This is a genomic window from Streptomyces sp. NPDC058751 (assembly GCF_042746485.1).
Taxonomy (GTDB): Bacteria; Actinomycetota; Actinomycetes; order Streptomycetales; family Streptomycetaceae; genus Streptomyces.
The window spans coordinates 245,512-259,999 of record NZ_JBHYPZ010000003.1; the positions used below are offsets into that span (position 1 = coordinate 245,512).

10 protein-coding genes are annotated in these 14,488 nt (G+C 73.0%); 4 read left to right on the top strand and 6 right to left on the bottom strand.

The features are described from left to right. Positions 1-80: 80 nt before the first annotated feature. Complete coding sequence (locus ACFW6B_RS04870; RefSeq protein ID WP_386592036.1) at positions 81-1,007, bottom strand: proline dehydrogenase family protein; 927 nt, start codon at positions 1,005-1,007, stop codon at positions 81-83. A gap of 164 nt (positions 1,008-1,171) precedes the next feature. On the opposite strand from ACFW6B_RS04870, the gene ACFW6B_RS04875 reads away from it, so the two are divergent. Next, a complete protein-coding gene (locus ACFW6B_RS04875; protein WP_386592038.1) occupies positions 1,172-2,413 on the top strand; it encodes a PucR family transcriptional regulator in 1,242 nt (413 codons plus the stop codon). A gap of 40 nt (positions 2,414-2,453) precedes the next feature. Here the strand turns inward: ACFW6B_RS04875 and ACFW6B_RS04880 are convergent, their stop codons facing one another. After that, a complete protein-coding gene (locus ACFW6B_RS04880) occupies positions 2,454-3,881 on the bottom strand; it encodes a PLP-dependent aminotransferase family protein (protein ID WP_386592040.1) in 1,428 nt (475 codons plus the stop codon). Between the two features lie 47 nt (positions 3,882-3,928). On the opposite strand from ACFW6B_RS04880, the gene ACFW6B_RS04885 reads away from it, so the two are divergent. Next, on the top strand, positions 3,929-5,245 hold the full coding sequence (locus tag ACFW6B_RS04885) for an MFS transporter (RefSeq protein WP_386592042.1): 1,317 nt from the start codon (positions 3,929-3,931) through the stop codon (positions 5,243-5,245). Positions 5,246-5,332: 87 nt separating this feature from the next. On the opposite strand, the gene ACFW6B_RS04890 is transcribed toward ACFW6B_RS04885, so the two are convergent. After that, positions 5,333-5,920 (bottom strand): TetR/AcrR family transcriptional regulator, encoded by a 588-nt coding sequence (locus tag ACFW6B_RS04890; RefSeq protein WP_386592044.1) that lies wholly within the window; start codon positions 5,918-5,920, stop codon positions 5,333-5,335. A 123-nt stretch (positions 5,921-6,043) separates the two neighbouring features. On the opposite strand from ACFW6B_RS04890, the gene ACFW6B_RS04895 reads away from it, so the two are divergent. After that, positions 6,044-7,627: an MFS transporter gene (locus ACFW6B_RS04895; protein ID WP_386592046.1), complete on the top strand. Its 1,584-nt coding sequence runs from the start codon at positions 6,044-6,046 to the stop codon at positions 7,625-7,627. A 237-nt stretch (positions 7,628-7,864) separates the two neighbouring features. Next, positions 7,865-10,837 (top strand): AAA family ATPase, encoded by a 2,973-nt coding sequence (locus ACFW6B_RS04900; protein ID WP_386592048.1) that lies wholly within the window; start codon positions 7,865-7,867, stop codon positions 10,835-10,837. Positions 10,838-10,918: 81 nt separating this feature from the next. Here the strand turns inward: ACFW6B_RS04900 and serA are convergent, their stop codons facing one another. The 3 genes from serA to ilvN all read right to left on the bottom strand — a co-directional run bounded on the left by serA (position 10,919) and on the right by ilvN (position 14,478). Continuing rightward, positions 10,919-12,508: a phosphoglycerate dehydrogenase gene (serA, locus tag ACFW6B_RS04905; protein WP_386592050.1), complete on the bottom strand. Its 1,590-nt coding sequence runs from the start codon at positions 12,506-12,508 to the stop codon at positions 10,919-10,921. A gap of 305 nt (positions 12,509-12,813) precedes the next feature. Continuing rightward, positions 12,814-13,815 (bottom strand): ketol-acid reductoisomerase, encoded by a 1,002-nt coding sequence (gene ilvC, locus ACFW6B_RS04910; protein ID WP_386592052.1) that lies wholly within the window; start codon positions 13,813-13,815, stop codon positions 12,814-12,816. Between the two features lie 135 nt (positions 13,816-13,950). Beyond that, entirely contained in the window at positions 13,951-14,478 is a 528-nt protein-coding gene (gene ilvN / locus ACFW6B_RS04915) for an acetolactate synthase small subunit (RefSeq protein ID WP_037622651.1), read from the bottom strand. Between the last annotated feature and the right edge of the window lie 10 nt (positions 14,479-14,488).

Genomic DNA, 14,488 nt, shown 5'->3' on the forward strand with positions numbered 1-14,488 from the left:
TCGGCTCAGCCGACCGATGAGCGGTAGCTGCCGTCACCCAGGATGCACCCGGATGCCGACAGCTGCCGCTCGCCTTCACATCAGCCCTTGGTGAGGATCGAGCGCGCGAAGAAGAGGAGGTTGGCCGGCTTCTCCGCGAGGCGGCGCATGAAGTAGCCGTACCAGTCGGTGCCGTACGCGGTGTAGACGCGCATGCGGTGGCCCTCGGCGGCGAGCCGCACGTGCTCGTCGCTGCGGATGCCGTACAGCATCTGGAACTCGTACTCGTCCAGTTTGCGCCCGGCGGTCCGCGCGAGCTCCTGCGCGATGGAGATGAGGCGCGGGTCGTGGGACCCGATCATCGGGTAGCCCTCGCCCTCCATCAGGATCTTCAGGATGCGGACGTACGCCTTGTCGGTCTCCGACTTCTGCTGGTACGCGACCTCGGCGGGCTCCTTGTAGGCGCCCTTCACCAGACGGACGCGGCTGCCGCTCTCGGCGAGGCGGCGGGCGTCGGCCTCCGTGCGGAACAGGTAGGCCTGGATCACACAGCCGGTCTGCGGGAAGTCCTTCCGCAGCTCCTCGTGGATCGCGAACATCGAGTCGAGGGTCGTGTGGTCCTCGGCGTCCAGCGTGACGGTGGTGCCGATGGCGGCGGCGGCCTCGACGACCGGACGGACGTTGGCGAGGGCCAGCTCGTGGCCGCCCTCCAGCGCCTGTCCGAACATGGAGAGCTTCACCGACATCTCGGCCTTCGTGCCGAGGCCGAGCTCCTTCAGGCGGCCGATCAGCTCCAGGTACGCGTCACGGGCGGCGTACGACTGCTCGGGGGTCGTGATGTCCTCGCCGACGACGTCCATCGTGACCTCCAGGCCCTTGCCCGTGAGGTCCTTGATGATCGGGACGACCTGGTCGACGGTCTCGCCGGGGATGAAGCGGTCGACGACCGGCTTGGTCACCGGGGCGGCCGAGATCAGGCGGCGCATCCTGTCGCTGCGCGAGGCGGCGAGAATCACGGGACCCAGCACGGGGAACCTCCACAACGAAGTCAGAAGGAGGCCGAATCCCGACGGCTCGGGTACGGCACGGAGAACCACCGTGAAACCTAGGGATCCCTCCGATCCTGGGCCATCGACAGCTGTCACGCATCCCCGACCCAGATCTCAGACATATGTATGAAGGGTTCACAGGAATGCGCGAGAATGCCGGGGTGAGCGGTGAACACAGAGGCGACTACCAAGAGCTGGTCGACGAGATCTCGGCGCTGCTCGGCGTCCCCGCGACGCTGGAGAACCGCGATTTCGAGCTGCTCGCCTTCGGCGCGTACGACAGCGAGGGCGACCTCGACCCGTCCGCCCTGGACCCCGTGCGCACCCGCTCGATCCTCACCCGGCGGTCCACGACCGCCGTCCGCACCTGGTTCGAGGGTTTCGGCATCACCCGCGCGACCGGCCCCGTCCGCATCCCGCCGACCCCCGAGGCCGGGGTCTACCGGGGGCGGATCTGTCTGCCCGTACGCCATCGGGGCGTCGTCCTCGGCTACGTCTGGCTGCTCGACGACGACCCGGGGCCCACGGACGCCCAGCTCGCCGGGGCCATGCAGGTGGCCTCCCGCATCGGCGCGCTGCTCGCGGACGAGGCGCAGGCCGGTGCGGACCTCACCCGGGAGCTGCGTGCGGTGCTGACCGCCGAGCGCGGCTGGCAGCGGGACATGGCGGTGGCGGAGCTGCGCACCGCGCTCGGCCCGCGCGGTGCGGGTCTGCACACGGTGGTGTGCGTGGCGCCGTGGCCCTCGGCCGACCCGGACGACGCCCCCTCGGCCCGTACGGTGCCGGGGGCGACCGCCCTGTGCACCGTCCCGTGGGGCACCGCCGGCCAGAGCCTGGCCCTGCTGGTCCGGCTGCGTTCTCCGGACGTCCTGACTCCGGCGCTGACGGCGGCCGGCCGGTTCGTACGGGAGGCCGCGGGCGCCCGCGGCAAGGGCGCCGCCCCCGGCGGCCCGGGAGCCGGCTCGCCCGGCGGTGCGGTGGCCGCCGGGGTCGCCGCGGCCCGGGAGGGGCTCGGGGAGCTGGGTGCCGCGTGGCGCGAGGCCGCCGCGGCCGCGCGCGCCGTGCTGGCAGAGCCCCGGCTCGGCCCGGTCGCCGAGTGGGGCGCGATCGGCCCCTTCCGGCTCCTGACCGCCCTGCCGCCGGACGCGGCCCACGACCCCGCGGTGAGCACCCTGTTGGACACCGCCCACCGCGAACTCGCGCGCACGGCCGAGGTGTTCCTCGACCGTGCGGGCCAGGCCGGGCGCACGGCCGCTGAGTTGGGCATCCACCGCCAGACGCTGTACTACCGCCTGTCCCGCGTGGAGCAGCTCACCGGACTCGACCTGGACGACGGCGAGGACCGGCTGCTGCTGCACATGGCCCTGAAGGGCGCGCGGCTCTAGAGGCCGTCGGCCCCGGCCGCGGTCGGGGCGTCCGGTGGGCTCAGGAGCGGCCCCGCCGGCGGGGCGTTCCGGTCAGCAGGTCGGCGACGGCTGCCACGCCCTCGGTGATCGCCCGCTCCCCCACGTCACCGAAGCCGAGGACCAGACGGGCCGGCGTCGTCGCTCCGTCCGAGCGGCACGGGCTCATGCCGTACAGGCCGACGGAGCGTTCCCGGGCCGCGGCGACGACGGAACGCTCGTCGGTGTCCGGCGGCAGGTGCAGGACCGCGTGGAAACCGGCGGCCAGCCCGGTGAGCCGGACCTCGGGAGCGTACGTGGCCAGCGCCTCGACCAGGACGGCGCGCCGGGCCGCGTAGACCGTGCGCATCCGGCGCAGGTGGCGGTCGTGGCGCCCGGACTCGATCAGCCTGGCCAGGGCGAGCTGGTCGAGGGCCGGGGAGCCGCGGTCGGCGACGCGCTTGGCCTCCGTCAGCGGGGCGGCGAGCGCGGGTGGGCAGAGGATCCAGCCGATGCGCAGCGCCGGGGCGAGCGACTTGCTGACGGTGCCGATCGACACGACCCGGTCCGCGGCCAGCCCCTGGAGGGCGCCCACCGGCTCCCGGTCGTAGCGGAACTCGGCGTCGTAGTCGTCCTCGATGACGTACGCGTCCCGCCGCATGGCCCACTCGATCAGGGCGATCCGGCGTTCGGGGGCGAGGACGACGCCGGTGGGCCACTGGTGGGCCGGGGTGACGATGACGGCTCGGGCGCCGGTCGCGTCGAGCGCGCGTACGTCGACGCCGTCCTCGTCGACCGGGACGGGCACGGCCTTCAGCCCCGCGGTCCCGGCGGCGGCCGACGCGGTGGCGGGGCTGCCCGGATCCTCGTACGCCACCGCCCGCACACCGGCGAGCGCCAAGGCGCGCAGTGTCAGCCCGAGCCCCTGCGCGTAGCCGGAGCAGACGACGATCCGTTCGGGGTCGGCAGCGGCCGCCCGCACCCGGCGCAGGTATCCGGCCACCACCTCGCGCAGTACCGGACTCCCGCGCGGATCACCGTAGTCGAGATCCGATGTCGGCATCGCGCGGGCCGCCTCGCGGGTCGCCCAGAGCCAGTCGGGGAGCGGGAAACCGCCCAAGTCCGGTACGCCGTGCCGGAAATCGGCGATCAGGCGCGGGGCGGCCCGGTCCCGGGAGGCGGACGCGGGCGGCGCGTGCGCTCCCGCGGCGACCCGGGTGGCGGAGCCGGCCCGGGTCACCAGGTAGCCCTCGGACTGGAGTTGGGCGTAGCAGTCCTGGACCAGGCCGCGCGACAGACCGAGTTCGAGGGCGAGTGCGCGGGAGGAGGGGAGCCGCTCTCCGGCACCGAGCCGGCCCGTGCGGATCGCGTCGCGCAGCTGCCGCTCGAGCTGGGCGTGCAACTGCTCGCCGCTGTCCCGGTCGACGGACAGCAGCAGCTCGGGGGACGAACCGGCCCACTGCGGAGACATGGAACTGGAGCTTATCGGCGGTCCGGCCGGAACCTAGCGTCGTTCCCATGACGCCTTCCCCGATACGACGGACCACCCGGCCGGCCGCACGGACGCCGGTCCCGGCGTCCACGGCGGACCCGGTCACGCCCCCGGACCACGCGCCCGTCACGCCGGAGGCGGATCCGGCGTCCACGGCGGACCCGGCTGCCGCTCCGGTGGCCGGGGCGGTTCCGGACCCGGCCACCGCCGGACGGCCGCCGCTGCTCACCCGGCCCCTGATGCTCCGCTTCGTGAGCATGATCGGGGCGTCGGTGAGCTTCTTCCTGCTGCTGTCGGTCGTCCCCGCCTACGCCACGGCGTCGGGGGCCGGCCCGGCCACCGGTGCGCTGATGCTGGCCACCGTGCTCGGTGAACTGGCCGCCCCCCGCCTGGTGACGCGCTACGGGCACCGGGTCGTGCTGGCCGTCGGCCTCTCGCTGCTCGGGGCTCCGGCGCTCGTCCTGACCCTGTCGCACTCCCTGGCGTGGATCGTGCTGGTCTGCCTGGTCCGTGGCCTCGGCTTCGCTCTCACACTGGTGGCCGGCGGGGCGCTGACCGCCTCGCTGATCCCGGCCGAGCGGCGGGGCGAGGGGCTGGCGCTGGTGGGCGTGGTCTCGGGCGTGCCGTCCCTGATCGCCCTGCCGCTCGGCGTGTGGCTGGCCGGGCACGTGGGTTTCACCCCGGTCGCCCTCGCCGCGGGGGTGGCCGCGCTCGCCGCCGTGGCGTCGGTGCCGGCGCTGCCCGGCCGGGAGCGTGCGCCGGAAGAGCCCGTGGGGATGGTGGCGGCGCTGCGCACCGGTGATCTGGCCCGGCCCGCCGCCGTCTTCGCGACCACGGCCCTGGCGACCGGCGTCGTCGTCACCTTCCTGCCGCTGGCGGTACCCGCCGCTGTCTCCGGGGTCGTCGCGGCGGCCCTCTTCGCGCAGCCCGCCGCGTCGACCGCGGCCCGGTGGGCGGCGGGCCGGTACGGCGACCGGCGCGGACCGGCGGGGCTCGTGGTGCCGGGTCTGCTCCTGTCGGCCGCCGGCATGCTGATCACCGCGTTCACCGGGAGCGCGGTCGCGGTCCTGACCGGGGTGGCCGTTCTCGGAGCCGGTTTCGGCATCGCCCAGAACGCGACCCTGAGCCTGATGTACGCACGGGTCCCCGCCTCCGGCTACGGCACGGTCAGCGCGCTGTGGAACCTCGCCTACGACGGCGGCATGGGCGTCGGCGCCCTCGGCTTCGGCGTCCTGGCGGCACCGGCGGGGTACGCGTCGGCCTTCGCCGTCACGGGCGCGCTGATGCTCGTGGCGCTGGTCCCGGCCCTCCGCGACCTGCAGGCCCCGGTTCCCCGGGAATGAGCGAGAGCGGTCACCCGGCCGGCCGGGAACGGGGGCTGTCACCCGGCGACGGGCGACGGCGGTCCTCCCGCGAAGGTCTTCCCCCGCTCACCCCGCCTCGCGCACCCCTTCGATCACCCGCCGCAGCCCCTCGGTCAGCTCCTTCGCGTCGGTCGCCGACTGCGGGTCGAAGAGCCACTGCACACAGAGCCCGTTGAGCAGGACCTGGTAGAAGCCGCCGAGCGAACGCATCATGGCGTCGTCGACGTCGGCCTCCGAGCCGCCGGCAAGCATCGGGACGATCCCGCGGCGGCCCTCGTCCGAGGCCTTCGCCAGGTGTTCGCGGACCGTCGGAAGCCGGTCGGAGTTGATGATCACCTCGAAGGTGAGCATCCAGACGGACCGGTCCTCGACGAAGGACCGGGTGACGCTCTCCCATGCCTCCTGGAAGCGCTCCAGGGAGCCGGGCGCGCTCGCGGTGTCGGTCATCGCGAACGCGCCGAACGTGTCGCCGACGTCCGAGATGAGTTCCACGTACGCCGCGGCGAGCAGCGCGTCCTTCGAGCCGTAGTGGTAGCCGATGGACGCCAGGTTCGTCCCCGACTCCTTGACGATGTCGCGCGCCGTGGTGCGCGCGAAGCCCTTCTCCAGCAGGCAGCGCTTGGCGCCTTCGAGCAGATCCTCACGGTGTCCCATGCCGGTCAGCGTACCCCCGATCTAGACAACCGTCCCATACGAACGTCAAGCACGAACGTATAAAACGCTCGTCCTATACGCGCGTACTAGACAAGCGTTTAAGACGTGCGTACAGTCCCTGCCATGACGAACCCGACGAGCACGCCCCCCGCCTCCGGCGCCCTGGCCGGCCGCCGTGAATGGACCGCCCTCGGCGTCCTGATGCTTCCGCTGCTCCTGGTCTCGATGGACGTCTCCGTCCTCTACTTCGCGATCCCTTCGATCAGCGCGGACCTGGAGCCGAGCGGCACCCAGCAGCTGTGGATCTTCGACATCTACGCGTTCGTGCTCGCCGGCCTGCTGATGACGATGGGCTCCCTCGGCGACCGCATCGGGCGCCGCAAGCTGCTCCTGCTCGGCGCCGCCGCGTTCGGCACCGCATCGGCGCTGGCCGCCTACGCGAACAGCCCCGAGACGCTGATCGCGGCCCGCGCGCTCCTCGGCGTGGGCGGCGCGACCCTGATGCCGTCGACCATGGCGATCATCCGGACGATGTTCACGGACCCCGGACAGCGCGTGAAGGCGGTCGGCCTGTGGTCCGGCGTCATGACCGGCGGCGTCGCCCTCGGTTCGGTGATGAGCGGTGTCCTCGTCGAGTACTTCTGGTGGGGCTCGGTCTTCCTGGTCAACCTGCCCGCGATGGCGCTGCTGCTGGTCCTCGGCCCGTTCCTGCTGCCCGAGTCCAGGAACCCGGAGCCGGGCCGCTTCGACCTGGTGAGCGTGCCGCTGTCGATGGCCGCCGTCCTGCCGGTGATCTACGGCGTCAAGGAGATCCCGTCCGAGGGCTGGAGGACCGAGTACGTCGTCTCGGTCCTCGTCGGCCTGGTCTTCACCGCCCTGTTCGTCCACCGCCAGCGCACCGCGAAGTCCCCGCTGATCTCCCCCGCCCTGTTCCGCGGCCGCGGCTTCGCACCCGCCGTCGTCCTCAACCTGGTCTCGTCCTTCGGCATGATGGGCTCGGCGTTCTTCACCACCCAGTACCTCCAGTCGGTGCTCGGCAAGAGCTCCATGGCGGCCGCCCTGTGGTCCCTGCTTCCGACCGTCCTGGTGGGTGTGGCCGCGCCGGTCGCCGCGCAGCTCGTGCACAAGGGCGTCCACCGCGCCCACGTCGTCTCCGGCGGATTCGTCATCGCCGCCTGCGGCTACGGCCTGCTGGCCTTCGCCGGCACCGACTCCCTGTGGCTCGTGCTGGCCGGCGCGGGCGTCCTCGCCTCCGGGATCGTCACCGTGATGTCGCAGATGATGGACCTGGCCCTTAGCACCGTGCCCGTCGGCAACGCGGGCGCCGCCGCCTCCCTGCTGGAGACCGGGGCCGAGCTCGGCGGCGCCCTCGGCATGGCGGTCCTGGGCTCCATCGGCACGGCCGTCTACCGCCACGACATCCCGGCCGGCGTCCCGGCCGCGGCGCACGAGACGCTGGGCGGCGCGCTGGCCGCGGCCGGGCAGCTGCCGGGCGACACCGGAGAGGCACTGGCGGCCGCCGCGCGGGAGGCGTTCACCCACGGCATGCAGGCGGCGGCCGTCGCCGGTGCGGTCCTGCTGCTGGGCGCCGCGGTCCTCGCCTCGGTGAGCCTGCGCAAGGCGACGGTGCGCGAGGACCGCGCCCTCCTCGACGCCGGGACCGGCGAGCCGCTGGAGACGGCGGCTCCCGAGCGGGCGAACGGCTGACACCGCCTCGCCCCGACCACCGGGGCGAGCACGCCCTTACCGCCCGCCGGGCGGACGACGGCCACCACGAACGCCCCCGCCGGGCGGACCGGAGAATCCGGCCCGCCCGGCACCGGCATCGGCATCGGCACCGGCACCGGCACCGGGGACGCCCTTCGTACGGCCGGTGCCCGGACCGGCTCCCGATCAGGACCACCGAGCCGGGGAGTTGTCGGCGGGGCGTGCCAGGATGGGCCTGTGACACAGACATCCGGTACGCCGTTCATCGGCCGGGGAGACGAACTCGCCCGGCTCACCGGCGTGCTGGAGCGCGCGAGGGGCGGCGAGCCGCGCGCGGTCCTGGTGGCCGGGGACGCCGGTGTCGGCAAGACCCGCACGCTGACGGAGGCCGCGGCACTCGCCGCCGCCTCCGGGACGACCGTCCTGACCGGCCACTGCGTGGACCTCGGCGACGTGGGCCTGCCGTACCTCCCGTTCACGGAGATCCTGGGCGCGGCGGCCGCCGACGACCGTCTCGCCCCGGCGTTCGCGGCCCACCCGGCCGTCGACCGGCTGACCGGCTCCGGTCCGGGACCCGGCGGCGCGTCCGACCCGGGCGACCGGCTCCGGCTCTTCGAGGCCGTCGCGGGCCTCCTCGCCGACCTGGCCGGCATCACCCCGCTCCTGCTGGTCATCGAGGACCTCCACTGGGCGGACCAGTCCTCCCGCGACCTGCTGCGCTTCCTGTTCAGCCGGGGCATGCTCCAGGGGGCCGCCACCGCGGGCCCCGCCCGTCGCCTCGCGGTCTTCGCCTCGTACCGCGCGGACGACCTGCACCGCCGCCACCCGCTGCGCCCCCTGCTCGCCGAGCTGATCCGGCTGCCCGCCGTCGACCGCCTGGAGCTGCGGCCCATGGCCGACGCCGACGTGGCCCGGCTCGTGCGCGCGCTGCGCACCGGCCCGGTCCCCGACAGCACGGTCCACGGCATCGTCGAGCGCGCCGAGGGCAACGCCTTCTACGCCGAGGAACTGCTCGCCGCGCTGCCCGCCGACGACGCGCCCGTCTCCCCCGCCATGCCCGGCGGACTGGCCGACGTCCTCCTCATCCGCATCGAGCAACTCTCCGGCACCGCCCAGCAGGTGCTGCGCACGGCGGCCGTCGCGGGGCGCCGCGTCGAGCACGAACTGCTGCGTGAGGCCGTACAACTCCCGGAGGAGGAGCTGGAGTCGGCGCTGCGCGAGGCCGTCGGCCACCAGCTTCTGGTGCCCGGGGACGACGCGACGTACTCGTTCCGCCACGCGCTCACCCGCGAGGCCGTGTACGCGGACCTGCTGCCCGGTGAACGGGTCCGGCTGCACGGCCGGTTCGCCGGACTCCTCGCCGGACCCGCGCGTTCGGCGAAGAACGCGGCGGAGCGCGCCCACCACTCGCGCGAGAGCCACGACCTGGCCGACGCGCTCACCGCCTCCCTCGAAGCCGCCGATCACGCCCAGTGCGTCGGCGCGCCCGCCGAGGAGCTGCGCCATCTGGAGACCGCGCTCGAACTGTGGCCCACGGTGGACGCCGGCGCCCGCCCCGACGGCGGCACGGTCGCCCTCACCCTGCGCGCCTCGGCGGCCGCCGCCCGCGCCGGGGAGAGCCATCGCGCGGTCCACCTCACCCGCGACGCGCTCGCCAGGGCCGGCTCGGACGCCGACTCCGAGCTCGCCGCCCGGGTCCGGTACACCCTCGCGGGCAACCTGATGCGGATCGACAGCCTGAAGGACGCGTTCGCGTACAGCAGCGAGGCGCTCGCGATGATCCCCGCCGAGCCGCCCTCGTACACCTGGGTGTGGGCGGCGGCGACCCATGTCAGGGCGGCCCGCTACGTGGGACGCGACGAGGACGCCGAGCGGGTCGCGCGACAGGCGCTCGCCACCGCCGAACGGCTCCGGCTGGCCGACGCCCAGGCCGACCTGACGATCTCCCTGATCGGCATGGAAGCGGACAGCCGGCGCACCCCGAAGGGCCGCGAGCACCTGCGCCGGGCCCGTGAACTGGCCCACGGCGCCGGGAACTTCCCGGTGGAGATGCGGGCGCTGTTCAACCTGGCCATCGGGGCCTACGAATCCGGCGACCTGGAGGAGTGCCTGAGCTGGCTCGGTGACGGCGTGGACCGCGCCCGCCGCACCGGCCTCCTCTCCTCGCCGTACGCCCTGGAGCTCCGCTACCTCCAGTCCCTGGTGCTGTACGCGCTGGGCCGCTGGGACGAGTGCGCCCGGGCGGCCGCCGAGGACGCCGGACTGCTGCCGGTGGCGTCCCGGATCGCGACGGGCCCCGCCCTGTACGTCGCCCTCGCCCGCGGAGAGCGCGAGGCGGCCGTCGCCGGAGCCCGTGCCCTGCTCGACCCGCCCTTCGACTGGATGTCGGCGCTCGTCGCGAGCATCGTGCTGACCGACGCGGCCGCACTCGACGGCGACGCCGAGGGCTCCGTGCGACGGCTGCGCACCGCGGTCGAGACGCTCACCGAGGCCTCCGGCTCCGACCGGCCCGACGTCGTGGTGCGGCTCGCCGCGCTCGCGCTGTCGGCGGTCGCGGACGCGGCCGAGGAGGCCCGGCTGTCCGGCGATCCTGCGGGCGCCGACCGCTGGGCCCGGACCGCGGCCGAACTGGTGGAGCTCGCCCGGGGCCCGGCCGCCCTGGGCGAGGACGGCACCCCGCAGGGGCCCGAGGGACTGGCCTGGTTCGCCCGTGCCGAGGCGGAGGGGCTGCGCGCCCGCACCGGTCCGGACGTGGCGGCCTGGGAGCGGGCCGTCGCGGCGTTCGGCTACGGCGATCCGTACGAGCTGGCCAGGAGCAGACGGCGGCTCGCGGAGGCCCTTCTCGCGGCCGGCCGCCGCGACGAGGCGGGTGAGCAGGCCCGTGCCGCCCACGACACCGCCGTACGGCTCGGCGCGGTGCCGCTGCGCGAGGCCCTGGAGTCGCTCGTGCGGCGCGGCAACCTCGGCGGTCCACCGGCCGCCGGGGAGCGGGTCGCCGCGCTGACCGCCCGGGAGAGCGACGTGCTGCGGCTGCTCGGCCACGGGCGCACCAACCGGCAGATCGGCGAGGAGCTGTTCATCAGCGGCAAGACGGCGAGCGTCCACGTCTCCAACATCCTCGCCAAGCTGGGGGCCGCGAGCCGCACCGAGGCCGTGGCGATCGCCTACCGCGAGGGGCTGATCGAGCCGGAGACGACCCCGTCCGCGTGACCGTACGAAACGGCCCGGGGCCGGGACACCGGCTGGTGTCCCGGCCCCGGGCCGTCGTACGGGAAGCCGTCGTGGTGCGGCTCAGACCAGGTTGACCGAGCGGACCGACGTCGCGCCGATCTCCGCGGAGAGCTCGGTGAGGACGCTCTGCGGCACGGTGTCGTCGACGGTGAGGACCGCGAGGGCCTCGCCGCCGGCGTCCGCGCGGGCGACCTGCATGCCGGCGATGTTGAGGCCGGACTCGCCGAGGATGCGGCCGACGGTGCCGACGACACCGGGACGGTCCTCGTAGCTCAGGACGAGCATGTGGTCGGCGAGCGCGAGGTCCACGTCGTACTCGCCGACGGCGACGATCTTCTGCAGGTGCTTCGGGCCGGCCAGCGTGCCGGAGACCGCGATCTCCTGGCCGTCGCCGAGCGTGCCGCGCACGGTGACCACGTTGCGGTGGTCGGGGGACTCCGAGCTCGTGGTCAGACGGACCTCGACACCGCGCTCCTGGGCGAACAGCGGGGCGTTGACGTACGACACGGTCTCGTCGACGACGTCCTCGAACACGCCCTTGAGCGCGGAGAGTTCGAGCACCTTGACGTCGTGCTGGGTGATCTCGCCGTACACCTCGACGTCGAGGCGGACCGCGACCTCGCCCGCGAGGGCGGTGAAGATGCGGCCGAGCTTCTCGGCGAGCGGCAGACCGGGCTTGACGTCCTCGGCGATGACGCCGCCCTGGACGTTGACCGCGTCCGGGACGAGCTCACCGGCGAGGGCGAGGCGCACCGAGCGGGCGACGGCGATGCCGGCCTTCTCCTGGGCCTCGTCCGTGGAGGCGCCGAGGTGCGGGGTGCAGACGACCTCGTCGAGCTCGAACAGCGGGGAGTCCGTGCAGGGCTCCTTCGCGTACACGTCGAGGCCGGCGCCGGCGACGCGGCCCTCCTTGAGCGCCGAGTACAGCGCCGCCTCGTCGACGATCCCGCCGCGCGCGGCGTTGACGAGGCGCACGGTCGGCTTGACCTTGTGCAGGGCCTCGTCGCCGATGAGACCGAGGGTCTCGGGGGTCTTCGGCAGGTGCACGGTGATGAAGTCCGAGACCTCGAGCAGCTCGTCGAGGGTGAGGACCTTGACGCCCATCTGCGCGGCCCGCGCGGGCTGGATGTAGGGGTCGTAGGCGACGACCTTCATGCCGAACGCCGACATGCGCTGCGCGACGAGAGCGCCGATGCGGCCGAGGCCGACGACACCGAGGGTCTTCTCGGCGAGCTCGACACCGGTGTACTTGCTGCGCTTCCACTCGCCGTTCTTCAGCGCCGTGTTGGCCTGCGGGATGTGGCGCGCGGTGGCGAGGAGGAGACCGCAGGCCAGCTCGGCGGCGGTCACGATGTTCGAGGTGGGGGCGTTGACGACCATCACGCCGGCCTTGGTGGCGGCGGAGACGTCGACGTTGTCCAGGCCGACGCCGGCTCGTGCGACGACCTTCAGCTTCTTGGCGGCGGCGACGGCCTCGGCGTCGACCTTGGTGGCCGAGCGGATCAGGATGGCGTCGACGTCGGCGATGGCGGGCAGCAGCTCGGCACGGTCCGCGCCGTTGCAGTGCCGGATCTCGAAGTCCGGGCCCAGGGCGTCGACGGTCGCGGGCGACAGCTCTTCAGCGATGAGTACGACAGGTTTCGAGCTCACGTGAGTCCTCACAAGTCCAATGCGGACGGCCGTCCCGACGGCCGCAGGCGGTGGAGGGTTTGCAGCGGCCCCGGGGTGTGCCTGCACTTCTTGGGGGGTCGCTCGAGCCGCGTGGAAGACGCACGACGCTGTGGGCCTGACGCGTTGTTGCTGTGCAGTGTAGTGGCGTCGCGGGGGTCGTCCTGCGCCTCCGCGGAAGGATCACCCGTCCGTGGCTGGACGGGATGTCCAACACCGTGTCCCCGGGCATTACCCGGGGTTCGACGAAGGGCCGGAGCATACCGCTCCGGCCCCCGTCGTCAGGCTCACGCCTCGTCGTCGTTGACCCACGACATGAGCTTGCGCAGCTCCTTGCCGGTGGTCTCCAGGAGGTGGTTCTCGTCCTGGGTCTTGTACTCGTTGTACTTCTTCAGACCCGAGTGGTACTCGTCCATCCAGTTGCGGGCGAACGTGCCGTCCTGGATCTCGGCGAGGACCTTCTTCATCTCGGCCTTGGTGGCGTCCGTGATGATGCGCGGGCCGGTGACGTAGTCGCCCCACTCGGCGGTCTCGGAGACGGACCAGCGCATCTTCTCCAGGCCGCCCTCGTACATGAGGTCGACGATGAGCTTCAGCTCGTGGAGGCACTCGAAGTACGCGATCTCCGGCTGGTAGCCGGCCTCGGTCAGCGTCTCGAAGCCGGCCTTGACCAGGGCGGCGGTGCCACCGCAGAGGACGGCCTGCTCACCGAACAGGTCGGTCTCGGTCTCCTCGGTGAAGGTCGTCTTGATGACGCCGGCGCGGGTGCCGCCGATGCCCTTGGCGTACGAGAGGGCGAGCTTGAAGGCGTCGCCGGTCGCGTCCTGCTCGACGGCCGCGATGCAGGGGACGCCGCGGCCCTCCTCGTACTGGCGGCGCACGAGGTGACCCGGGCCCTTGGGGGCGACCATGCAGACGTCGATGCCGGCCGGGGGCTTGATGAAGCCGAAGCGGATGTTCAGGCCGTGGCCGAAGAACAGCGCGTCGCCGTCCTTCAGGTTGTCCTTGATGGACTCCTCGTAGACCTGGGCCTGGATCGGGTCCGGGACCAGGATCATGATGACGTCGGCCTCGGCGGCGGCCTCGGACGGGGTCACCACGCGCAGGCCCTGCTCCTCGGCCTTCGCCTTGGACTTGGAGCCCTCGTGCAGACCGACTCGGACGTCGACGCCCGAGTCGCGCAGGGACAGCGCGTGGGCGTGGCCCTGGCTGCCGTAGCCGATGACCGCGACCTTGCGGCCCTGGATGATGGACAGGTCTGCGTCGTCGTCGTAGAACAGCTCGGCCACTGGGGTTCTCCTTGTTTTCCGGTATTTCCGGTGTTGCGTCCCACCGTACGGCGGGCGGGGGAAGTGAAGTTCTCGGGTCTCGGCATACGGGCGGACCGGATGGACGGTCCGCCCGTACGACCGGTGTCCTACGGCCTAGGCCGACCGGTCCAGCGCGCGCAGCGACCGGTCGGTGATCGAACGCGCCCCGCGTCCGATCGCGATCGTGCCGGACTGGACGAGCTCCTTGATGCCGAACGGCTCCAGCATCTTGAGCATGGCCTCCAGCTTGTCGGCGCCGCCGGTGGCCTCGATGGTGACGGCCTCCGGGGAGACGTCGACGGTCTTGGCACGGAACAGCTGAACGATCTCGACGATCTGGGAGCGCGTCTCGTTGTCGGCGCGCACCTTCACCAGAACGAGTTCCCGCTGAACGGCCGAACCGGGCTCCAGCTCGACGATCTTCAGGACGTTGACGAGCTTGTTGAGCTGCTTGGTGACCTGTTCGAGCGGGAGTTCCTCGATCACGTTCACCACGATGGTGATGCGGGAGATCTCGGGGTGCTCGGTGACACCGACGGCGAGGGAGTCGATGTTGAAGCCGCGCCGGGAGAACAGGGCGGTGATCCGGGCGAGGACACCGGGCTTGTTCTCGACGAGGACGGAGAGGGTGTGCTTGCTCATGGGTCTGACT